This window comes from uncultured Alistipes sp., assembly GCF_902388705.1.
Classification (GTDB): Bacteria; Bacteroidota; Bacteroidia; order Bacteroidales; family Rikenellaceae; genus Alistipes.
This window is the reverse complement of record NZ_CABMQJ010000011.1, coordinates 39,369-59,587: the sequence shown is the minus strand read 5'-3', so window position 1 is coordinate 59,587 and position 20,219 is coordinate 39,369. Positions and strand designations below refer to the sequence as shown.

At 61.2% G+C, this 20,219-nt stretch carries 19 protein-coding genes; 8 read left to right on the top strand and 11 right to left on the bottom strand.

From position 1 onward, the window contains the following. Nucleotides 1-131 precede the first annotated feature (131 nt). From QZT71_RS05430 to QZT71_RS05405, 6 genes are all read right to left on the bottom strand, one after another. Nucleotides 132-881 carry a hemerythrin domain-containing protein gene (locus tag QZT71_RS05430; protein ID WP_295913591.1) on the bottom strand — a complete coding sequence of 250 codons (750 nt, stop codon included), beginning with the start codon at nt 879-881 and terminating at the stop codon, nt 132-134. A gap of 76 nt (nt 882-957) precedes the next feature. Further along, nucleotides 958-2,796 (bottom strand): LTA synthase family protein, encoded by a 1,839-nt coding sequence (locus QZT71_RS05425; protein WP_295913589.1) that lies wholly within the window; start codon nt 2,794-2,796, stop codon nt 958-960. Nucleotides 2,797-3,029: 233 nt separating this feature from the next. Then, nucleotides 3,030-3,686, bottom strand: a complete 657-nt coding sequence (gene upp / locus QZT71_RS05420; RefSeq protein WP_295913587.1) for a uracil phosphoribosyltransferase — start codon at nt 3,684-3,686, stop codon at nt 3,030-3,032. Between the two features lie 18 nt (nt 3,687-3,704). Continuing rightward, nucleotides 3,705-4,922, bottom strand: a complete 1,218-nt coding sequence (hflX, locus tag QZT71_RS05415; protein ID WP_295913582.1) for a GTPase HflX — start codon at nt 4,920-4,922, stop codon at nt 3,705-3,707. Between the two features lie 223 nt (nt 4,923-5,145). Next, the gene (locus tag QZT71_RS05410; protein WP_295913580.1) at nt 5,146-5,823 is read right to left on the bottom strand and encodes an energy transducer TonB; all 678 of its coding nucleotides are present in this window, start codon (nt 5,821-5,823) and stop codon (nt 5,146-5,148) included. A 103-nt stretch (nt 5,824-5,926) separates the two neighbouring features. Beyond that, nucleotides 5,927-6,610: an energy transducer TonB gene (locus QZT71_RS05405; protein WP_295913578.1), complete on the bottom strand. Its 684-nt coding sequence runs from the start codon at nt 6,608-6,610 to the stop codon at nt 5,927-5,929. Between the two features lie 153 nt (nt 6,611-6,763). On the opposite strand from QZT71_RS05405, the gene rlmN reads away from it, so the two are divergent. After that, nucleotides 6,764-7,801: a 23S rRNA (adenine(2503)-C(2))-methyltransferase RlmN gene (rlmN, locus tag QZT71_RS05400; protein WP_295913576.1), complete on the top strand. Its 1,038-nt coding sequence runs from the start codon at nt 6,764-6,766 to the stop codon at nt 7,799-7,801. Nucleotides 7,802-7,839: 38 nt separating this feature from the next. After that, a complete protein-coding gene (locus QZT71_RS05395) occupies nt 7,840-8,259 on the top strand; it encodes a thioredoxin family protein (RefSeq protein ID WP_295913573.1) in 420 nt (139 codons plus the stop codon). Nucleotides 8,260-8,262: 3 nt separating this feature from the next. On the opposite strand, the gene QZT71_RS05390 is transcribed toward QZT71_RS05395, so the two are convergent. The 4 genes from QZT71_RS05390 to QZT71_RS05375 are packed head-to-tail and all read right to left on the bottom strand — an operon-like array spanning nt 8,263 to nt 11,154. Next, nucleotides 8,263-8,802 carry an HXXEE domain-containing protein gene (locus tag QZT71_RS05390; protein WP_295913571.1) on the bottom strand — a complete coding sequence of 180 codons (540 nt, stop codon included), beginning with the start codon at nt 8,800-8,802 and terminating at the stop codon, nt 8,263-8,265. Between the two features lie 4 nt (nt 8,803-8,806). Continuing rightward, nucleotides 8,807-9,430: a 16S rRNA (guanine(527)-N(7))-methyltransferase RsmG gene (rsmG, locus tag QZT71_RS05385; RefSeq protein ID WP_295913568.1), complete on the bottom strand. Its 624-nt coding sequence runs from the start codon at nt 9,428-9,430 to the stop codon at nt 8,807-8,809. Nucleotides 9,431-9,445: 15 nt separating this feature from the next. Further along, nucleotides 9,446-10,009, bottom strand: a complete 564-nt coding sequence (locus QZT71_RS05380; protein WP_295913564.1) for a sigma-70 family RNA polymerase sigma factor — start codon at nt 10,007-10,009, stop codon at nt 9,446-9,448. Next, the gene (locus QZT71_RS05375; protein WP_295913561.1) at nt 10,000-11,154 is read right to left on the bottom strand and encodes a glycosyltransferase; all 1,155 of its coding nucleotides are present in this window, start codon (nt 11,152-11,154) and stop codon (nt 10,000-10,002) included. Before QZT71_RS05375 ends, QZT71_RS05380 begins: the two co-directional genes overlap by 10 nt. A gap of 92 nt (nt 11,155-11,246) precedes the next feature. Between QZT71_RS05375 and tgt the strand changes: the two genes are divergently transcribed. The 6 genes from tgt (at nt 11,247) to QZT71_RS05345 (ending at nt 18,651) form a co-directional block, all read left to right on the top strand. Continuing rightward, a complete protein-coding gene (tgt, locus tag QZT71_RS05370; protein WP_295913559.1) occupies nt 11,247-12,377 on the top strand; it encodes a tRNA guanosine(34) transglycosylase Tgt in 1,131 nt (376 codons plus the stop codon). Between the two features lie 7 nt (nt 12,378-12,384). Further along, nucleotides 12,385-13,488 carry an LptF/LptG family permease gene (locus tag QZT71_RS05365; protein ID WP_295913557.1) on the top strand — a complete coding sequence of 368 codons (1,104 nt, stop codon included), beginning with the start codon at nt 12,385-12,387 and terminating at the stop codon, nt 13,486-13,488. Nucleotide 13,489: 1 nt separating this feature from the next. Next, nucleotides 13,490-14,563 (top strand): aminofutalosine synthase MqnE, encoded by a 1,074-nt coding sequence (gene mqnE, locus QZT71_RS05360; RefSeq protein WP_295913554.1) that lies wholly within the window; start codon nt 13,490-13,492, stop codon nt 14,561-14,563. Between the two features lie 12 nt (nt 14,564-14,575). Then, nucleotides 14,576-15,544 carry a PASTA domain-containing protein gene (locus QZT71_RS05355; RefSeq protein WP_295913551.1) on the top strand — a complete coding sequence of 323 codons (969 nt, stop codon included), beginning with the start codon at nt 14,576-14,578 and terminating at the stop codon, nt 15,542-15,544. Next, nucleotides 15,544-16,632, top strand: coding sequence for an RluA family pseudouridine synthase (locus QZT71_RS05350; protein ID WP_295913548.1), 1,089 nt, complete (start codon nt 15,544-15,546; stop codon nt 16,630-16,632). The genes QZT71_RS05355 and QZT71_RS05350 overlap by 1 nt, the downstream gene beginning before the upstream one ends. Nucleotides 16,633-16,752: 120 nt before the next feature. Continuing rightward, entirely contained in the window at nt 16,753-18,651 is a 1,899-nt protein-coding gene (locus QZT71_RS05345; protein ID WP_295913547.1) for a YgiQ family radical SAM protein, read from the top strand. A gap of 267 nt (nt 18,652-18,918) precedes the next feature. On the opposite strand, the gene QZT71_RS05340 is transcribed toward QZT71_RS05345, so the two are convergent. Then, nucleotides 18,919-20,205, bottom strand: a complete 1,287-nt coding sequence (locus QZT71_RS05340) for a putative sulfate exporter family transporter (RefSeq protein ID WP_295913545.1) — start codon at nt 20,203-20,205, stop codon at nt 18,919-18,921. Between the last annotated feature and the right edge of the window lie 14 nt (nt 20,206-20,219).

Here is a 20,219-nt window from a genome sequence, read left to right as displayed (position 1 = left end):
CTGTGCCGTGAGCTGCGAAATATCGGCGACCTCGAGGATGTCGACGTCGGGAGCCGGCAGGCGGCGCAGCACGGCGATGATGCCGCAGCGCAGGATAGCCGAGGGCTCGGCGACGGCGAGTTTGAGCGCCTTCATCGACAGCCTCCTTTCCCGCGGGGCGGCTGCCCCTGCGGCTCCTCCCCGCCCTGTTTCCCGTCCGGCCCGGGGACGGAGGCCTCCAGCCGTTTGATGGCGGGAATAAACAGACGGTCTTCGATGTCGTTGTGCGACGCCAAATCGCGTTCGCAGGTGAAGATGTCAAAAAGCACGCCGTTCAGTTCGTTGGTGCTGCCCGAAGGGTAATAACGGATGATAATGCGCTTCAGTTCGGCGAGTTTGGCCTCGACCTGGTCGTGATGGCGGCGGAAAATATCGATGGAATACCCCTCGGAACGCCCCTCGGCAAGCAGTCCTTCGACATAGGGAAAGACGTTCTCTTCCTCGTAAGCCATGTGTTTGTGCACCTCGGCGACATATTCGTCGAAGAAGCGCAGGATGGCGAAAGCCACGTCGTTACGGCTGCAGTCGATGGCTTCGATCAACTTGCGGCGGATGCCGGGAAGCCGAAAGTCGAGGAAGTAGTTGTGGGAATTGCGCAGGTAGCTCACCAGCGCGCCGATTGAAATCCCGTCCGGATCGGGGGCTTTGTCGTCGGAGTGCATGTTGACGACGGCCAGGAATGTCGCCGTGTCGACCCCGTTGTCGCGGCACACTTCGCCGATGGTACTGTCGCCGAAGCCCAGCGCAATGCCGAAGCGGCTCATGATAAGCAGTACGGGGTAGCGGTCGCAAACCAGGTCGCACATGCGGTCGTCGGCATTGTATCGTCCTATTCTGTACATAACATACGCTATATCTGCAAAAATAGGCAATTACGACGGGCCCCGCAATACCTATTTTCAGGTATTTATCCCGGAATCAGCGGTTTCCGATGTCGACATAGGTGGTCTGGAGCATCGTACGCCCCACGTCGAGCAAATCGGGCGCGGTTTGGGAAACCGCCCTGCCGCTCGTGGCGTCCCAGACAGCCTCGCCCGAGGCGTCGACCACACCGAAACCGTCGTTGAAGGTATAGTAGGCGAATTTACGGGGGGGGGTCGGGGCGAAAACATCCTTGCTGTAATCGAAGTCGTCGTGCGCGAGGGCCATCTGGCCGAGAATCGTGGCGCAGATGTCGATCTGCGAGGCGTAGGTGTCGACCACACGGGGCCCGGCGACGGCGCCGCCCACCCAGATCATCGGGATGCGGTGGCGCAGGGGTTCGTTGTAGGCCAGGCTGCGGGGCCACGGATAACCGTGGTCGGCAACCAGCACGACGAGCAGGTTGTCCCACACGGGGGAGGCTTTCAGTTTATCGATCATACGCCCCACGCATGCGTCGGAAAAGGCGAAAGCGTTCAGCTCCCTGTCGTCGAACTCCGCGAACGGCACGTCGAACGGACGGTGGCTGCTCAACGTGAGCAGGCCCGCGAGGAACGGCCGGCCCGTTTCGCCCTGCGCAATCACCCGGTCGGCGAACCAGTCGCACATCACCGCATCGTCGTAGCCCCAGTCGGCAGGCGGGGTGTCGAAGCGCAGGTCTTTCTGCCAGACGAGCTGCTGCCACCCCGTGGCGTACATATACGACGCCTGGTTGGTGAAATTGAGATCGCCGCCGTAGTTGAAATTCGTCGCATATCCCTCGCGGGCCAGCGAACGGGCCAGCGACGGCAGGCTGCGGCTCTTGGCCGGAAGCTTCATAACCGACATGCGGGTCTGCGCGGGAAATCCGCTCATAATCGCCACTTCGCCGCGGTCGGTGCGGAACGAGTTGGCGAAGAAGTTCTCGAACCAGATTCCCTCGCCTTTCAGCCGCTGCATATTGGGCATGACGGGCCGGCCATCGACCTGGGCGTCCATGACCGTGCGTGCGAAACTTTCGAGGATAACCAGCACGACATTGGGGCGCGTGGTTTTCAGCACGGGCTCCGAGGGGCCCGCCGAAGGGCCGTTGCCGCGCAGGCTGTCGAACCTCGCAGCGCGTTCGGCTTCGTCGAAGAAGGGATACTCCGCCGCATAGTCGGCATGGTCGCCGAGGCTGGTCAGGAACGAGAAGACCGGATTGGTGGCGGCATGGTTCAGGAACATGTTCGAGCTGAAGTAGACTTTCGACACATTGGCGACGGAGGCCCCCAATCCGCCCCGAATCGCGAGGAAATCGCACCCTGCCAGCAACAGCAGCACGAAGCTCCACGGCAGCGCGGCGCACCGGCGCACCGGCTCGCCGTCGAACAGGCGCATGACACGGCGGTAGGCCCAAATCATCAGCACGGCATAGGCGGCGGCCAGCAGCGTCTGGCGCACGCCGAGCCAGAAGTCGACGCTCGCCGCGGCCTCTTTGGGGTCGGAAAGGTAAATCAGGACAGTCGAGTCGAGGCGAAATCCCCAATGCCGGTAAAGCTCCACATCCACGGCGAAAATGACCGCCGTAACGAGGGCAACCAGCACGAAATAGCCGTCCAGCACCCGGCGCCACACCTTGCGGGGCAGCCGCACCCACAGCGACAGCAGGGTCAGCAACAACGGCAGTGCCGTGACATACCCCGCAACCGTACTGTCGAGGGTCAGTCCGTGCCAGACGACGCGCAGCCAGTCGCCCGCGGAAACCTGTGCCGCCTCCGCAGCGTAATAGGTCAGGAAAACGGGTTTCTGCACGGCCATCAGCAGGAGGGTCGCACAGAACACCGCAAAAACAAAAGCTATTTTTTTCTTCACCATGCGAACATCTTAATTATTCCCGCGCACAGCGGCCGTCACCCTGTCGCATCCACGGGGCAGCCCCGGCAAAAGGGCCTGCGGCCCGAAAGGCATACGCCCGGAAACCCCGGGAGCCTCATCCCTAAAGTGCTTCCGGGAAACATCGCCCCGGAAATTTCATCCCGCAAGGACCTCCCCGCAAGCAGGCGCGGCGAACGGCATGCACCTTTCCCCGAAGCGGGGCGGAAAGGGTGCTAAACCTTCTCGCCGTAGGCCAAATCGCCGGCATCGCCGATGCCCGGGACGATATAACAGCGCGAGGTCAGCTCCTCGTCGACGGCCGCGGCCCAGATGGTCGTGGTCTTGCGCGGCATGTTCTTCTCCACGTAGTCGATGCCCTGCTCGCTGGCGATGACCGCTGCAACATGCGTATAGGCGGGCACTCCGCCCCGCTCGCACAACGCCTTATAGGCCAGTACGAGCGACGAGCCCGTCGCCAGCATCGGGTCGACGAGCAACAAAATCTTGCCCTCCAAATCGCCGCACGAGATGTACTCCACCTTAACGGTGAACTTGCCGTCTTTGGTGCTTTTGCGGTAGGCCGAAACGAAGGCGTTCTCCGCGTCGTCGAAATAATTCAGGAAACCCTGGTGGTAAGGCAGCCCGGCCCGCAGAATCGTCGCCACGACTATCCGGTCGTCAATCGTCTCGACGGCGGCCTCGCCCAGCGGCGTTTCGACGACGAGGGGTTTGTACGAAAAGGTTTTCGAAATCTCGTAGGCCGTAATCTCGCCGATACGCTCCAGGTTGCGGCGGAAACGCATCGAATCCCGCTGCACGGACTTGTCGCGAATCTGGGCGATGAACTTGTTGAGAACGGTGTTCTCCTTACTCAAAACATGCAAGGTCATAGGTGTGGAGTTTGGTTGTCAATAGAGGAAATTGTTGAAGGGATAACGTCCGGCATGTATCTCGCGAACCATGCCGTAGAGATCCGAACGGAACTTCTCGATATTGGTCTTCGCCAGCGCCGAAAGGAAAATACAGGGGGTATTGGCCCGGGCGATCCAGCTCTTTTTCAGGTCGTCGAGCGACAGGTTCTCGCGCGTGGCGGGCGTGAGGTCGTCCTCGTCCTTTTGGACATAGGTATAGGCATCGACCTTGTTGAAGACCAGGTAGACCGGTTTATCGCCGGCCCCGATGTCCTGCAGGGTCTGCTTCACCACGTCGAGCTGCTCCTCGAACTGCGGATGCGAAATATCGACCACATGCACCAGCAGGTCGGCTTCGCGCACCTCGTCGAGTGTCGACTTGAAAGACTCGATGAGCTCGGTCGGCAGCTTGCGGATGAACCCGACGGTATCGGACAGCAGGAAGGGCAGGTTGTCGAAAACCACCTTGCGGACGGTCGTGTCGAGCGTGGCGAAGAGCTTGTTCTCGGCGAAAACCTCGCTTTTCGAAATCAGGTTCATCAGCGTCGACTTGCCCACGTTGGTATAGCCGACCAGCGCCACGCGCACCATCGAGCCGCGGTTCGAGCGCTGCACGGCCATCTGGCGGTCGATTTTCTGCAAGTCCTCCTTGAGTTTGGAGATGCGGTTGCGGATGATACGGCGGTCGGTTTCAATTTCGCGCTCGCCGGCGCCGCCGCGGGTTCCCGTGCCGCCGCGCTGCCGCTCGAGGTGCGTCCACATACCCGACAGGCGGGGCAGCATATACTCGTAGTTGGCCAGCTGCACCTGCGTTTTGGCATAGGCGGTCTGCGCCCGCGACATGAAGATGTCGAGAATCAGGCGCGTGCGGTCGAGGATGCGACAGGGCATCGCCTTTTCGATGTTGCGTGTCTGCGAGGGGGAGAGTTCGTCGTCGAAAATCACCACGTCGATCTCCTCCGCACGGCAATAGTCGGCAATTTCCTCCAGTTTGCCGGGCCCCACATAGATGCGGGCCGAGGGCTGCGGAAGCCGCTGCGTAAAGCGCCGCACACTCGCGATGTCGGCCGTTTCGGCCAGGAATTCCAGTTCGTCGAGGAACTCCGCCGCCTGTCGCGGATCCTGGTTGTCGCGCACGACGGCAACCAGCACGGCACGCTCCCGGCTTTCGGGCGCCGCCTCGGAATTGGGGGTCTTATTTCTGTTTTCTTCCAAAATAGTCTAAAAAATTTAAGCGGTCGCATCGGCCCGCACGTCGATACGGCAGGGATGCGGAACTCCCCGAGGGGAGCAAACACTATGCTACAAATAAGGGTATCCTGCTTTCGGCGGATACCCTATTCAATTTGTCATGCGGAACACCCGGTTCATCGGCTACCCGGCTTCCATCGCCGGATTCACTTGCCACCGGTTTCCGGTACCCGGCGTCCGCATCCGGTCAGTTCTGCATGCGGAAATCGACGGGCAGCGTATATTTCACACGTACGACCTGGTCACGCTGCTTGCCGGGACTCCACTTCGGCGACTTGTTCAGTACGCGGACAGCCTCCTCCGTGAGCGTGCGGTCGGGCGACTGCAGCACTTCGATGTTGGTCAGGCGGCCGTCCTTGTCGATTACGAACGAGAGCACCACGCGCCCCTTGACTCCGTTTTCGAGGGCCAGCTGCGGGAACTTGACGTTCTGCAGCACCCACACGCGGAAAGCGTTGAGGTCGCCGCCCTGGAACGAGGGCATCGTTTCGGCCCGGAGGAAAATCGTTTCATCCTCAATCCGCTCGTCCTTGACCTGCGGTATGACTTCGACGATGTCGAAGACATCCAAATCCGCGGGGTTGATGTCCGTCTGCATCTGGCTGTCGTTCTCAATCACCTGCAGAATGTTGGACATCGCAGTCAACCGGATCGTTTTCGGCCCCTCTTCGGGCTGGTCGGTGGCAACCGGAACCATTTCCTCTTCGACAGGCGGGAGATACGTTGCAACTTTTTCGATTCGGTACTCGTCCGGCGTATAGGTAAATGCGACAATGACCAGTAATAATGCCACGACCAAACCGATTTCCAATAACAGGCTTCTCTTATTCCCAAGATCTGCCTTGAATGATTTCTTAATCTCCATATCAATCAGAATTAGGTGGTTAGTACGCGAATCCGGTTGCAGCGTATGTAAAGTCGGAATTCCGGGTCGCTGCCGCCGGAATTCCCTTTCTCACCGTCCTGGTTTAGTTCTGCACGCGGAAGTCAACGGGCAGGGTGTACTTGACACGTACAACCTGGTTGCGCTGCTTGCCGGGGCTCCACTTCGGCGACTTGTTCAGTACGCGGATGGCCTCCTCCGAAAGCGAACGGTCGGGCGTCTGCAGCACCTGGATGTTGGTCAGGCGGCCGTCCTTCTCAATCACGAACGAAAGCACCACGCGGCCCTGGATACCGTTCTCGAGGGCGATCTGCGGGAACTTGACATTGCTCTGAACCCAGGCACGGAAAGCCTCGAGGCCGCCGCCCTGGAACGAGGGCATGGTTTCGGCAATCAGGAACGGCTGGTCGTCCTCGATGGTTTCCTCGACAACGGCAACCTGCTGAATCACCTCGGTGTTCTCATCGAACTCGGCGAAGTCCACCTCCGTGGAAATCTTCGTATCGTTGGTCACCACCTGCAGCAGGTCGGTGATCACTTTCATTTCGACTTTCTTGGGGGGCTCGGGCGGCTTCTGGTCCTGACGGGTAATCTCGGTGATTTCCTCCTCTACCGGGCCGTAGTTCAGATCAGGCTTGTCGATCCGATACTCTTTCGGCGTGTAGGCGAAAGCCGCGATAACCAGGGCGAGCGCCACGACAAGGCCGATTTCGAGCAAAAGCCCCCGCTTGTTCTTAAGGTCTGCTTTGGGTGATTTCTTAATTTCCATTTATTTTTAAATTTAATTGTTCGGCATGACAAATACGCGCACAGGCATGCTATGCACCACAAATATATGGATAAAATTTCAAAAACGAATCATCCTGCACAAAAATCTTTATTTTTTGCCTACTTTTGCCCCATATACCGCAGCTCGAAAAACATGGAAAAAGCCCTTTCGGAATCGTTGTACGGGAAGACCCCGGCAGAACTCGCAGCCCTGTGCGCCGAGCTGGGCATGCCGCGCTTCGCGGCCAAACAGCTCGCCCGGTGGCTCTACGCAAAGCACGTCGAAGACCCGCTGCTGATGAGCGACATATCGGCCGCGCACCGCACCCGCCTGGCCGGGCGTTTCCGCCCGGTGCTGACCCCGCCCGAGCGAATCACCGAGTCGGCCGACGGCACGAAGAAATACCTGTTCCGCACACAGCAAGGGGCCTATATCGAATCGGCCTACATTCCCGACGGCGCACGCGCCACGCTCTGCGTTTCGTCGCAGGCCGGATGCCGCATGGGATGCCGGTTCTGCGCCACGGGGCGGCAGGGACTGCAACACTCGCTGACGGCGGCAGAAATCCTCAACCAAATCGTATCCCTGCCCGAACGCAAAACCCTTACCAACGTGGTGTTCATGGGCATGGGCGAACCGCTCGACAACACGGACAACGTGCTGCGGGCGCTCGACATCCTCACCTCGGAGTGGGGTTTCGGCTGGTCGCCGACGCGCATCACCCTCTCCACGGCAGGCGTCGTGCCCGAGCTGCGGCGCCTGCTCGACGAAACAAAAGTCCACCTGGCCGTCAGCCTGCACAACCCGTTCCGCGAGGAGCGGGCGGCCATCATGCCCGTAGAACGGGCATGGCCAATCGCGGAGGTGGCGGCAATCCTGCGTCAATACGACTTCACGCACCAGCGCCGGGTGTCGTTCGAATACATCGTGATGAGCGGGCTGAACGACTCGCCGCGGCACATCCGCGAGTTGTGCCGCCTGCTGGACGGCATCAAATGCCGCATCAACCTGATTCGCTTCCACAAAATTCCCGGATCGCCCTACTTCTCGCCCGACGACGAGGCGATGGTGCGATTCCGCGACACGCTGACGGCCAAGGGCATACAGACCACAATCCGCGCCTCGCGCGGCGAGGACATACAGGCCGCATGCGGCCTGTTGAGCACCTCGGCGACCGACGCCGGGCAATAGCGCACGGTTCTTGCACGTTATCCGGGAAACGAACTCGTATGAAAAAACTGCTTTTCATCCTGATGCTGGCGCTCGGAGCGGGCGCGGCACAGGCACAGGTAAAATTCGAAACCAAATCGACGGACGCCGTACGGGAAATGGCAATCAAAACGGGAAAACTGGTCTTTATCGACCTCTACGCCTCGTGGTGCCCGCCCTGCCGGATGATGGAGCGCGAGGTGTTCTCGCGCAAGGACGTCGGGGATTTCATGGCACAGCGTTTCGTGGCCGCCAAATACGATGTGGACAAACCCACGGGCAAGGAGCTGATGAAACGCTACGGCAGCGGGGCGATTCCGCTCTACCTGGTCTTCGACACCCAGGGCGAGCTGCTGGGCCGCATCCAGGGAGCCGCGGCGCCCGAGGAATTCATGCAGAACCTCCAGACCATCCTCGACCGCCGGAAAACGGAACAGTAACAATCAGCAACCCTGCGCCCGGGCTGCCGGTTTCGCCGCCAGCCGGTGCAGGAACAGCAGATTCACCGCAGCGGCGGCACACCCCGCCGCACCGCAAAGCAAGAACTCCCGGAGCGTAAAGAGCCGGGAGTCTATCAGCAGGCAGAGCCCCCAGCCCCAGTAAAGCAGATATACCGGCGAAGTCGCCCCGGCCGGAACGCAGCGCCGGGCGGCAATCCATTGGGCGATATGCACAAACAGGTGCACCCCGAAAGCGAGAAACAGGGCCAGCCACGGATAAAATCCGCCTGCAAAGCGGGCATAAAGGGTAACGGCCAGCAGCAGCGCCAGCTCCTCGGCGGCCATAGCCGCGAATTTCAGCGGGGAAACCGCGTCGAAACGGGGCAGCAGGCGGCGGGAGAGGCGCGGAAAACGCTGTGCGAGGAACTCCCGGTTGCGGCGCAGCCACGACGGCAGCAACAACGCCTCCTCGGCGTCGTGCAGGACGAACATCGCGGGCAGCGACCACAGCAGCAGGCCGGGAAGGGATGCATCGGCCGCCATGCCGCTATTTTTTGGGGGTGTAGACCACTTTCTTGGTTTCGAAGAACTCCTCTTCGAAAAAGCGCGGAATGTCGTAGACGTACCACTTTTTGCCGGTCAGGGCCAACTCCTCGGCCAAATCGCCGCCCTTGAGGTAGAGGATGCCGTTCGGCAGGGAACCGCGCTGGCCCCGTTCAATCCGGTTCCAGACCCAGCCCACGAACTCGGGCATGGCCGTTACGGCGCGTGAAACGACGTAATCGTAACGCTCCGCAAGCGTCTCGACGCGCACACAGCGCGGACAGAGGTTTTGAAGCCCCAGTGCGGAGGCGACGCCCTCCACAACGGTGATTTTCTTGCGGATGGAGTCGGCGGCGGTAAACTGCGCCCCGGGAAAGAGAATCGCCAGCGGCACGGAGGGGAATCCGCCGCCGCACCCCACGTCGAGCACGCGGGCGCCGTCATCGAACGTACAGACTTTGGCCACCGAAAGCGAATGCAGGACGTGGCGCAGGTAAAGCTGCTCGAAATCCTTGCGCGAGATGACGTTGATTTTCGCGTTCCAGTCGGCATAAAGGCCGTAAAGGGCCGCAAACTGCCGCCGCTGCGTGTCGGTCAGGCCGGGGAAATATTTGTCGATAAGTTCCATCGGGTTATTCGGGAATCAGTTTTTCTCGCCCTCGGCAATCATGCGACACATCTGCTCGCGGGCACGGTGTATCTGCGTTTTCACGGTGCCCAGCGGCAGCGCGAGCTTGGCGGCGATCTCCTCGTAGGAGTACTCGTCGAAGAAGCGCATGACGATCAGCGTCCGGTAGCGCGGGGCGAGGCGTTCGAGGTAATGCTCGATCTGCGTCCGCTGCTGGAGGCTGATGACGCTCTCCTCGGGAGTCGGGGCCGTGGAGGCCGGCGCCGAAAAACGCTCGTCGATGGACAGGTCGTCCTGACGGCGCCGCACGAAGTCGATGAACGTATTGCGGGCGATGGTATAGACCCACTGCCCGAACGTATAGTCGGTGCTGTAACGGTGCAGGTTGATATAGACCTTGATAAAGGTTTCCTGCAGCAGGTCGTCGGCATCGCTGACGCCCCCCAACCGCTGCACGAACAGGCGGTGAATCGCATCGCGGTAGCGGTTGAACAGGTATTCGAAAGCCGTATCGTCCCCTTCGAGCACGAGTGCCACCAAACGCCGGTCCTCGGCGACGATATAGTCGGCTATCTCCATACGCGGTCGTCACGGCGCACCAGCAGGATGCAGAGCGCAAGGGCCCACAGCGGGCTCAACAGGTCGTAGATAAAGTAGCAACCCGCGATGCCGCGCTCGCCCAGCCGCCGGGCCAGGCGCCGCACCTGAACCGCCACCAGCACATAGCGCACCAGCAGCAGCGCGAGGGCCGCGAGTTTGTATTCGAACGGCATCACCGCCAGGGCGCACAGGACCGTGGCGAAGAAGAGCGCGCGCGACCCCAGTTCCCACTGGATGAAATTTTTGACCGCCTGCGGGTAGAAGCGGAACGCCGAGCCGAAATAGCGCAGCTGGCCCATCCACCAGCCCATGCCGCCCCACGTCTTTTCGCGCAGCGTGGCACGCGGCGAAAGGATGACGCTCACGTTGTCGCGCGTCATGACTTTCTGCATGAAGAGGTCGTCCTCGCCGATGTTCATGTTGAGGTGGCTGAAACCGTTGGCACCGAAATAGAGGCGTTTGGTAAAGCCGAAGTTGTGGAGCGTGCCCCGGTAGGGACGGCGCTGCACGGCACGGGCGATCCAGTCGGCGGAGTGCATCATGCGCCACGTGCGCATCATGTAGTTCGAAAATCCTTTTTTGCGCTCCACGCCGCAGTAGCCCACAACAATCTCGCCCCGCGTAAAGCCCTTGGCCATCAGCGCCAGCCAGCGGTCGGTCTGCGGGCAGGCGTCGGTCGAGGTGAAGACCATGCACTCGTAATGCGCCGACTTGATGCCCACGTTGAGCGCCATCTTGCGCGAGATGGGAAAGCGCGGGTCGAGGTGTATCTTGGTGGTCACGATTTGCGGGAACGACTGCTTCAGGCGCACGAGGTCTTCGTAAAAATCGGTGTCGTGGCCCACGTAGACGATCACCACCTCGAAATCGGGGTAGTTCTGGGCCAGAATCAGCGGCAGCCGCTCCTCGATGAACGAATAGTCCTCCGAGAAGAGCGGCACGACGACCGACACCTGCGGGTCGGTCTCGAGCACGGCGGCGCGGCGGTTGTTCTTGTAGCCGGGAATGCGGCCGTAAACGAAAATATAGTAGTACAGCTGCACGCCGAACAGGACGAGCATCGCTCCCGCGAGGGCGATGCCTTCCCAACCGTAGCACGTCAGAAATGTATCGAAAAATTGCATACAGGCGAAATATCTGCAAAGGTACAAAACAATTCAGAATTCAGAATTCCCAAATCAGAATTATTTTACGTACTTTTGCCGAATATATGAGCATGAAGTTTACATTACAGCATAAAGATCCGGCAAGCAAAGCCCGGGCGGGCGAACTGGCGACCGACCACGGCGTCATCCGCACCCCGATCTTCATGCCCGTAGGCACGGCCGCGACGGTCAAGGGCATCTTCCACCGCGACGTACTGAACGAGGCGAAGGCGCAGATTATCCTGGCGAACACCTACCACCTCTACATGCGCCCCGGCATGGAGATTATCGAAAAGGCCGGGGGCGTGCACCGCTTCTCGACCTGGGAGGGGCCGATGCTCACCGACAGCGGCGGATTCCAGGTCTTCTCGCTCGCGGCATGCCGCAAACTCAAGGAGGAGGGGTGCCATTTCCGTTCGCACATCGACGGTTCGAAGCACCTTTTCACGCCCGAAAGCGTAATTGACACCGAGCGCACGATCGGCGCCGACATCATGATGGCTTTCGACGAGTGCCCCCCGGGCGACGCCCCGCGCGAATACGCCGCCAAATCGCTGGCGCTGACCGAACGGTGGCTCGGGCGCTGTTTCGACCGCTACCACCAGACCCGGCCCAAATACGGGCACTACCAGGCGCTGTTCCCGATCGTGCAGGGGTGCACCTACCCCGATTTGCGGGCGCACGCGGCGGAAAACGTAAAGCAGTACGATGCGGACGGTTACGCCATCGGCGGACTCGCCGTCGGGGAGCCGACCGAAGTGATGTACGAAATGATCGAAGTGGTCAACGCCATACTGCCCGAAGACCGTCCCCGTTATTTAATGGGCGTCGGCACGCCGGTGAACATCCTCGAGGCAATCGAGCGCGGGGTCGACATGTTCGACTGCGTGATGCCGACGCGCAACGGGCGCAACGGGCAGCTCTTCACGGCCCAAGGGGTGATCAACATCCGCAACAAGAAGTGGGAGGACGACTTCTCGCCGATCGACCCGGAGGGGACGGCATTCGTCGACACGCTGTACACGAAAGCCTACCTGCACCACCTGGTGACATGCGGCGAAATGCTGGCGGCACAAATCGCCTCGCTGCACAACATCGCCTTCTACCTGCGGCTGGTCACAATGGCGCGCGAACATATCGCCGCCGGGGATTTCAAACCGTGGAAAGAGGCGGCGGTGCAAAAACTGACGCGAAGACTTTAAACGAAGCATGAAACTACGATTTCCGGGGTTTAAGATTTTAGACCGCTACATACTGGGGAAATTCCTCGCGACCTACTTCTTCGCCATCGCGATGATTATCATCGTCGTGGTGCTGTTCGACTACGTGGAGAAAATCGACGACTTCACGGAGCTGCACGCCCCGCTCAAGGATGTCATCTTCGACTACTACCTCAACTTCATCCCGTTCTTCATCAACCAGTTCAGCGGCCTGTTCACGTTCATCGCCTGCATCTTCTTCACCTCGAAGATGGCCTACCAGACCGAAATCGTCGCCATGCTCTCGGGCGGCATGTCGTTCCGCCGCCTGATGTGGCCCTACTTCCTCGGCGCGCTGATTATCGGCAGCCTCTCGCTGACGCTCAACCTCTGGCTCATACCGCGCTCGCAGCGCCACATCGTCAACTTCGAATCGCAGTACATCAAGCGCAAGCAGAACAACAAGTTCAGCCGCCACATCTACCGGCAGATAGAACCCGGCACGTTCGCCTACATACGCGGCTACAACGACGCGGCGCAGCAGGCGTCGTTCCTCGCGCTGGAACACTACTACAGCGGCACGATGACCCGCTCGCTCGAGGCCTCGGACGTGAAGTTCAACCCCGAAACCAAACGCTGGACGGCGCCGCGCTACACCAAGCGCGAATTCGACTCGCTGGGCGTCGAGAAATTCGAGCAGTTCCGCAACCTCGACACGCTGATCAACCTCGAAGTCGCCGAACTGGGCGAAATCAACGACCTGATCCAGACGATGAACATCTCGGAACTGAACGAATTCCTGGATCAGCAGCGGGCCAAGGGCTCCGACTCGATCAACATCATCGAGGTCGAGAAGCACGCCCGCTTCGCCTACCCGCTGTCGACGTTCATCCTGACGCTGATCGGCGTGTCGCTCTCCTCGCGCAAGGTGCGCGGGGGAACGGGACTCCACATCGGCATCGGAACGGGACTCTGTTTCTCGTACATCCTCTTCAACCGCTTCTTCGAGGAGTTCGCCAAGAGCGGCACCCTGCCGCCGGGACTGGCGGTCTGGCTGCCCAACATCATCTACCTGTTCATCGCCGTCTACCTTTACCGAAAAGCCCCCAAATAGCATGCAGCGTATCGACGACATAGCCGACAAGGTACGCCGGGCGGAGCGTATCGACGACACCGAAGCGGAACTGCTCTGGCGCGGGGCCCCGCTCTGGCTGCTGGGCGAGTTGGCGATTGCGGCCAAACGGCGCGTGAGCGGCGACAAAGTTTACTACAACCGCAACTTCCACATCGAGCCGACGAACCGGTGCGTGTTCAACTGCCGTTTCTGCTCCTACCGCCGGCCGGCCGGCAGCCCCGAGGCCTGGGACTACACGATGGACCAAATCGAAGAAATCGTCCGCGGGAAACAGGGCAGGGGAATCACCGAAGTGCATATCGTCGGCGGCGTGCATCCCGAACACGGGCTGGAGTACTACACCGACATGATACGCCGCGTCAAGGCGCTGCTGCCCGAAGCGGCAATCAAGGCGTTCACGGCAATCGAACTCTCGTACATGATTCGCAAGGCGGGATTATCCGTCGAGGCGGGACTGCGGCAGCTCAAGCAGGCCGGCATGGACGCCATACCGGGCGGGGGTGCGGAGATATTCGACGACCAGGTGCGCCGCCGCATCTGCCCCGACAAGGGTTCGACGACCGAATGGTTCGAAGTGCACGAAACGGCCCACCGGCTCGGCATCCCGACCAACGCCACGATTCTTTACGGCCACGTGGAGGAGCTCCGCCACCGCATCGACCACCTGCGCCGGCTGCGGGAACTGCAGGACGCCACGGGAGGATTCAACGCCTTCATCCCGCTCAAATACCGCAATTTCGGCAACCCGATGTCGGAAATCGGCGAAGTGTCGGTAATCGAAGACCTGCGGATGCTGGCCATGAGCCGCATCTACCTGGACAACATTCCCCACATCAAGGCCTACTGGGTGATGTACGGCAAGGCGACGACCGAGCTGGCGCTGGCATTCGGCGCCGACGACATCGACGGCACGATCGACGACACGACGAAAATCTACTCGATGGCCGGGGCCGACGACCGCCGCCCGACGATGTCGGTCGACGAAATTCACCGCATCGTGCGGGCCGCAGGCTGCCGCGCCGTGGAACGCGACACCTTTTACAACGAACTATAACCTTACCCTGCAATGGAGAAACTGGCATATTACTGGAAACGGCTCCGGGAGAACCGGCTGGCTTACAACCTCGTACTGATCGGGGCGATCATCCTGGCGATGGCCGTCACGGCGCATATCGTCATGCAGGTCGGCACGCGCCACGGCGCCCGCCGCACGGTACCCGACTTCTCGGGCATAAAGCTCGACGAGGCGCAGCGCACGGCACGCAAGTACGACCTCAAGCTGCATATCAACGACTCGCTGTTCGTACCGGCCTACGAGGGCGGCATCGTCCTCGACCAGCTGCCCGAAGGCGGCGTGGAGGTCAAACCCGGACGCACGGTATACATCACGATCAACTCGTTCCGGCAGAAAATGGTGCCCGTACCCTATGTGGCGGGACGCTCGCTGCGGCAAGCCAAGAACATGCTCGAAATCGCCGGACTGGAAATCGACGAGCTGATTTTCCGCGCCGACATGGCGACCAACTACGTACTGGACGAGTACTGCGACGGCCGTCCCGTAACCCCGAGGAGTAAAATCGAGGCCGAAATGGGCTCGGGCGTGACGCTCTATGTAGGCGTCGAGGGCGGCTACGGCACCACGGTCATCCCGCGGCTGGTGGGGTTCCCGCTCAAGGAGGCCAAGGGCCGCCTGTGGGAGTTGGGGCTCAACATCGGCAAAATCGACTTCGACGAGGGAATAAACCTGCTCAACCAGCGCGACGCCCGCATCTACGTCCAGAGCCCCACGGCCGAACGGAGTGCGGCGCTGGGCTCGCGCGTGGATCTCAAACTGACGCTCGACACGAAGAAACTCGACAAGCACCGCGCCGTGGCTGAAAAGCAGGCGCGCGAAGCCGCCGAAGAGCGGCTGCGCCTCGAGCGCGAACGCGCCGATTCGCTGGCACAGGCCGAGTTCGAACAGGCGGCGGCCGGGGAGCAGCAGCCCCAAACGCAGGCGGCGACGCAGACCGATAACGACGGATTTTTCGACTGATGACCGACGAACGCTACATAGAGGAGGATCCCGAACTCGACGGGGAACAGGCGGCCGAAGAGGACGGCGAGGGCGCAGGCCTTTACGAGCATTTCGCGGTCGTGGCCGACAAGGGCCAGGCCCCGCTGCGGCTGGACAAGTTCCTGACCGTACGCATGGAGAAATGCTCCCGCAACCGGATTCAGGCGGCGGCCGACAGCGGCAACATCCTCGTGAACGGCAAGGCCGCCAAGTCGAGCTACAAGGTCAAACCGCTGGACCGCATCCAAATCGTGATGCCCTACCCGCGGCGCGAGGTGGAGATCATCCCCGAGAACATCCCGCTCGACATCCCCTACGAGGACGACGACCTGCTGATCGTCAACAAACCGGCGGGACTGGTCGTACACCCCGGGCACGGGAATTACAGCGGCACGCTCGTGAACGCCCTCACCTACCATTTGCAGAACCTGCCCCTGTTCCAGGAGGGCGACATGCGCGCCGGACTGGTGCACCGCATCGATAAGAACACCTCGGGACTGCTCGTGGTGGCCAAAAACGAACAGGCCCACGCCAAACTCGCCAAGCAGTTCTTCGACCACACGATCCAGCGGCGCTACGTGGCGCTCGTCTGGGGCAACTTCGACCAGGACGAGGGAACCGTCACGGGCAACATCGGCCGCAGCCCCCGCGACCGGCAGAAGATGTTCGTCTTCGAAGACGGCTCGGACGGCAAGCACGCCGTGACCCACTGGCGGGTGCTGAAGCGCTACGGCTACGTGACGCTCATCGAATGCCGCCTCGAAACGGGTCGTACGCACCAGATTCGCGTCCACATGGCGTGGCAGGGGCACCCGCTCTTCAACGACGAGCGCTACGGCGGCGACCGAATCCTCAAGGGCACGACGTTCTCGAAATACAGGCAGTTCATCGAGAACTGTTTCGCCGTACTGCCGCGCCATGCGCTCCACGCCCGCTCGCTGGGATTCGTACACCCGACGACCCGTGAAACGGTCTACTTCGAAAGCGAGCTGCCCGGCGATTTCCGCGCCGTGCTCGACAAGTGGGAAACCTACGCCGCAGCGTCGACGGAGCCGGACGAAGCGTAGAAGCCGCCGCAATAACGGCAGCCCCGCACCGATCGAATTTCCGACGCAGGCAGCAGGCCCGCAGACAAAACAAACAGCCGGCGCGACAATACGCCGGAATTAAAAATAGAACAATACGCCTTGTTTCTTCCGACCACGATAAAGGAGGTCCGCGCACGCGGATGGGAACAGTTGGACGTCATCCTCTTCACGGGCGACGCCTACATCGACCATCCGGCATTCGGCGCGGCGGTAATCGGCCGCCTGCTGGAGGCCGAGGGCTACCGCGTGGCCGTCGTGCCCCAGCCCAACTGGCGGGATGATCTGCGCGACTTCACCAAGCTCGGCGCGCCGCGCCTCTTCTTCGGCATTTCGGCCGGGTCGATGGATTCGATGGTCAACCACTACACGGCCAACCTGCGCCTGCGAAGCAACGACGCCTACACGCCCGGCGGCAAGGCGGGGTTCCGCCCCGACTATGCCGTGACGACCTATACGCAGATACTCAAGCGGCTGTTCCCGCACGTCCCGGTGGTAATCGGGGGAATCGAAGCCTCGCTGCGGAGGCTGACGCACTACGACTACTGGAGCGACTCGCTGAAACCCTCCGTCCTGGCCGAATCGGGCGCCGACCTGTTGATATACGGCATGGGCGAGCGGGTCGTGCAGCAGGTAGCCCGGGCCATGCGCAACGGATACAACGCCAAACTGCTGCGCAAACTGCGGCAGGTGGCATTCATGGCCGACGGGGCGTATGTCGACCGCCTCGACCCGGCGCACACCATCCGCCTGCACGCGTACGAAGAGTGCGTGCGCGACAAGCGGGCTTTCGGGGAGAACTTCACCGTCATCGAAACCCAGAGCAACCTGATGGATCCCACGGCGACGCTCATCGAGGCCGTCGGCGACCGTTATGCGGTGGTCACGCCGCCCAACGCGACGCTCACGACCGAGGAGCTCGACCACTCATTCGACCTGCCCTACGAACGGGCCCCGCACCCGCGCTACGAGGGCAAGGGCGAGATTCCGGCGTGGGAGATGATCAAACACTCGGTAAACATCCACCGCGGCTGTTTCGGCGGCTGCGCCTTCTGCACCATATCGGCCCACCAGGGCAAGTTCATCAATTCGCGCAGCGAACAATCGATTCTCGGGGAGGTACGGCGAATCGCCGCGATGCCCGGCTTCAAGGGTTACCTTTCGGACGTGGGGGCGCCTTCGGCCAACATGTACCGCATGGGCGGCCGCGACAGGGAGCTGTGCCGCAAATGCCGACGCCCCTCGTGCCTGCATCCGAAGATGTGCCCAAACCTGGACAACGACCACCGCCCGCTGCTGGCGCTCTATGAAAAAATCCGGGCCGTAAAAGGCATCCGGAAAGCATTCGTCGGAAGCGGCATCCGCTACGACCTTTTCGACGACAGTCCCTATCTTACCACGGTGGTGAAACACCACACCTCGGGCCGCCTGAAAGTCGCGCCCGAACACACGGAAGAGGCCGTACTGAAGCTGATGCGCAAACCGCCGTTCGCGCTTTTCGAACAGCTCAACGCCGACTTCCAGCGCATCTGCCGCAGCGAGGGGCTGCCTTACCAGCTGATTCCCTACTTCATCTCGTCGCATCCGGGCTGCACCGAACACGATATGCGCTCGCTGTCGGAAAAAGTGCTCGGGAAACTCCATTTCAACCTCGAACAGGTGCAGGATCTCACCCCCACGCCGATGACCCTCTCGTCGGTGATGTTCTACACCGGGGAGAATCCCTATACGCACGAAAAGGTCTACGTCGCCCGCTCGCAGGAGGAGAAGCGCAGGCAGAAATCCTACTTCTTCGGGCCGCGCCCGACAGGCCGGCCGGGGATGCCGGCGGGGAAAAACCACCCGGCAAAGGGCGGCCGGCACGCGACCGGCCCGGTGAAGGGAAGGCCGGCGAAAGACGGCCCGGCAAAGGGCGGCCAGACGACCGGAGCCGCGAAAAACGGCCCGGAGAAAGGGCATCAGACCACCCGCCCGACACCGGGAATACGCCGCAAAAGATAGGCGGCGCCGTACGCAACGGAGGTTCCGGCCTGGGCGATGGAACGAAACTTGCCCGCGCCTCCGCCCACCGGCACCCGGTCAAAGGGCATCTGCAATCACGGCACGTCGAAAATACGAACGATACAGGCGGCATACGACTGTGCCGCAAGCCACCGCAGGCCACGGTATGACAAAACCCCGGTACGCACGTACCGGGGCAGAATTCGACAGGAGGTATCGGAACAGAGGCCGGCGTAACAGCATCCGAGAAGTCCAGGGACAGGCCCGTCAGGCCCACATCGGCTTCAGCACGCCGAACAGCACGAGGGCGATAACGAGCGTAACGACGATATTGAACGCCTGCGCCGCAAGGAAGGCCCACAGGGCGTTGCGGTTCTCTTTCGAAATAATATCCTTGAGGCGGGTGTCGAGGCCCACGCAGACGAAAGCCAGCGAGAAAAAGACCGTCGAGAACATTTTGGCGACGCCCGTTTCGGCGAGTTTCCCCTTGGCATCGGGCTCGAAAAAGCCGCTGCCCTGCAGGATGCTGAATACGAGCGAGGCGACGACGAACCCGATGATGAATTTCGGGAACTTCTCCCAGACGATGCCCAGCGACGGGGCCTGCCCGCCCTTTTCGCCGCGGCGGGTCGAGAGGTAGAGCGCGATGAAAAACGCCACCACGCCGATCAGCACGTTCTGCGCGGCCTTGATGATGACGGCATGCTGGTTGGCGACCTCGCCGACAATCGTACTCGACGCGGCGACGCCCGAGGTGGTGTCGATCGTGCCGCCAATCCACGCCCCGGCGACCTCCTGCACGACATGCGGGTCGTCGAAAATCAGGGGCAGAACCGTATTTGCGAGCCACGGCATGAGGTAAATCATCGGCACGACGACAATCAGCACCAGCGAAACGATGTAGGAGAGTTTCCGGTCGTCGCCGCCCGCCACGCGCGCCGCGGTGATGCAGGCCGAAACGCCGCAAATCGAAACGCCGCTCGAGAGAATCATCGCCGTGCGTTCGTCCACTTTCATGCGGCGGGCAAACCAATAGGCGAAGAACCACACGACGGCGACCACCAGGCAGGCCTGCACCAGGCCGAAGACGCCGGACTTCATCACGTCGCTGAAAAGAATCGTGGCACCGAGGCACACGACGCCGATTTTGATGTAGAATTCGCCCTGAACGGCCGGTTTGAGCCACTCCGGAACCCGCCACACGTTGCGAATCAGCAAGCCGAAAAGCACCGAGAAGAAGACCGACTCGAAGCCGTAATAGGACACGGCCGGAATCTTGGCCACAATCTGCGCCAGCAGCGAAACGGCGAACACCACCACGAGCGAGGGCAGCAGCCCCCGGGTCGGACGCCGGAGCAGCAGGCATCCGGCGTAGAGCACAACCAGCACGATGGCGAAAAGATAAGCGATATTGCTCCACGCGGCACCGCCGAGCAGCGTCGCGGGAACTTTGGGAAGCCCGGCGGGCACGATTGCCGCAAGGGCCAGCAGGGGGATGCTCACCCAGACGACCACCCAGTCTTCGACGCGGAACTGTTCCATCCGTTTTTTCATAAATTTCCGATTTT

Bases quoted from the DNA above. Each gene is read 5' to 3' on its own strand.
- QZT71_RS05380 (WP_295913564.1), bottom strand. From the start codon at position 10,009: ATGGAGATAGCCGACTATATCGTCGCCGAGGACCGGCGTTTGGTGGCA.
- QZT71_RS05425 (WP_295913589.1), bottom strand. From the start codon at position 2,796: ATGGTGAAGAAAAAAATAGCTTTTGTTTTTGCGGTGTTCTGTGCGACC.
- mqnE (WP_295913554.1), top strand. From the start codon at position 13,490: ATGCAGCGTATCGACGACATAGCCGACAAGGTACGCCGGGCGGAGCGT.
- QZT71_RS05355 (WP_295913551.1), top strand. From the start codon at position 14,576: ATGGAGAAACTGGCATATTACTGGAAACGGCTCCGGGAGAACCGGCTG.
- QZT71_RS05340 (WP_295913545.1), bottom strand. From the start codon at position 20,205: ATGAAAAAACGGATGGAACAGTTCCGCGTCGAAGACTGGGTGGTCGTC.
- QZT71_RS05395 (WP_295913573.1), top strand. From the start codon at position 7,840: ATGAAAAAACTGCTTTTCATCCTGATGCTGGCGCTCGGAGCGGGCGCG.
- upp (WP_295913587.1), bottom strand. From the start codon at position 3,686: ATGACCTTGCATGTTTTGAGTAAGGAGAACACCGTTCTCAACAAGTTC.
- QZT71_RS05350 (WP_295913548.1), top strand. From the start codon at position 15,544: ATGACCGACGAACGCTACATAGAGGAGGATCCCGAACTCGACGGGGAA.
- rsmG (WP_295913568.1), bottom strand. From the start codon at position 9,430: ATGGAACTTATCGACAAATATTTCCCCGGCCTGACCGACACGCAGCGG.
- QZT71_RS05410 (WP_295913580.1), bottom strand. From the start codon at position 5,823: ATGGAGATTAAGAAATCATTCAAGGCAGATCTTGGGAATAAGAGAAGC.
- QZT71_RS05405 (WP_295913578.1), bottom strand. From the start codon at position 6,610: ATGGAAATTAAGAAATCACCCAAAGCAGACCTTAAGAACAAGCGGGGG.
- tgt (WP_295913559.1), top strand. From the start codon at position 11,247: ATGAAGTTTACATTACAGCATAAAGATCCGGCAAGCAAAGCCCGGGCG.
- QZT71_RS05430 (WP_295913591.1), bottom strand. From the start codon at position 881: ATGTACAGAATAGGACGATACAATGCCGACGACCGCATGTGCGACCTG.
- QZT71_RS05390 (WP_295913571.1), bottom strand. From the start codon at position 8,802: ATGGCGGCCGATGCATCCCTTCCCGGCCTGCTGCTGTGGTCGCTGCCC.
- QZT71_RS05365 (WP_295913557.1), top strand. From the start codon at position 12,385: ATGAAACTACGATTTCCGGGGTTTAAGATTTTAGACCGCTACATACTG.
- rlmN (WP_295913576.1), top strand. From the start codon at position 6,764: ATGGAAAAAGCCCTTTCGGAATCGTTGTACGGGAAGACCCCGGCAGAA.
- QZT71_RS05375 (WP_295913561.1), bottom strand. From the start codon at position 11,154: ATGCAATTTTTCGATACATTTCTGACGTGCTACGGTTGGGAAGGCATC.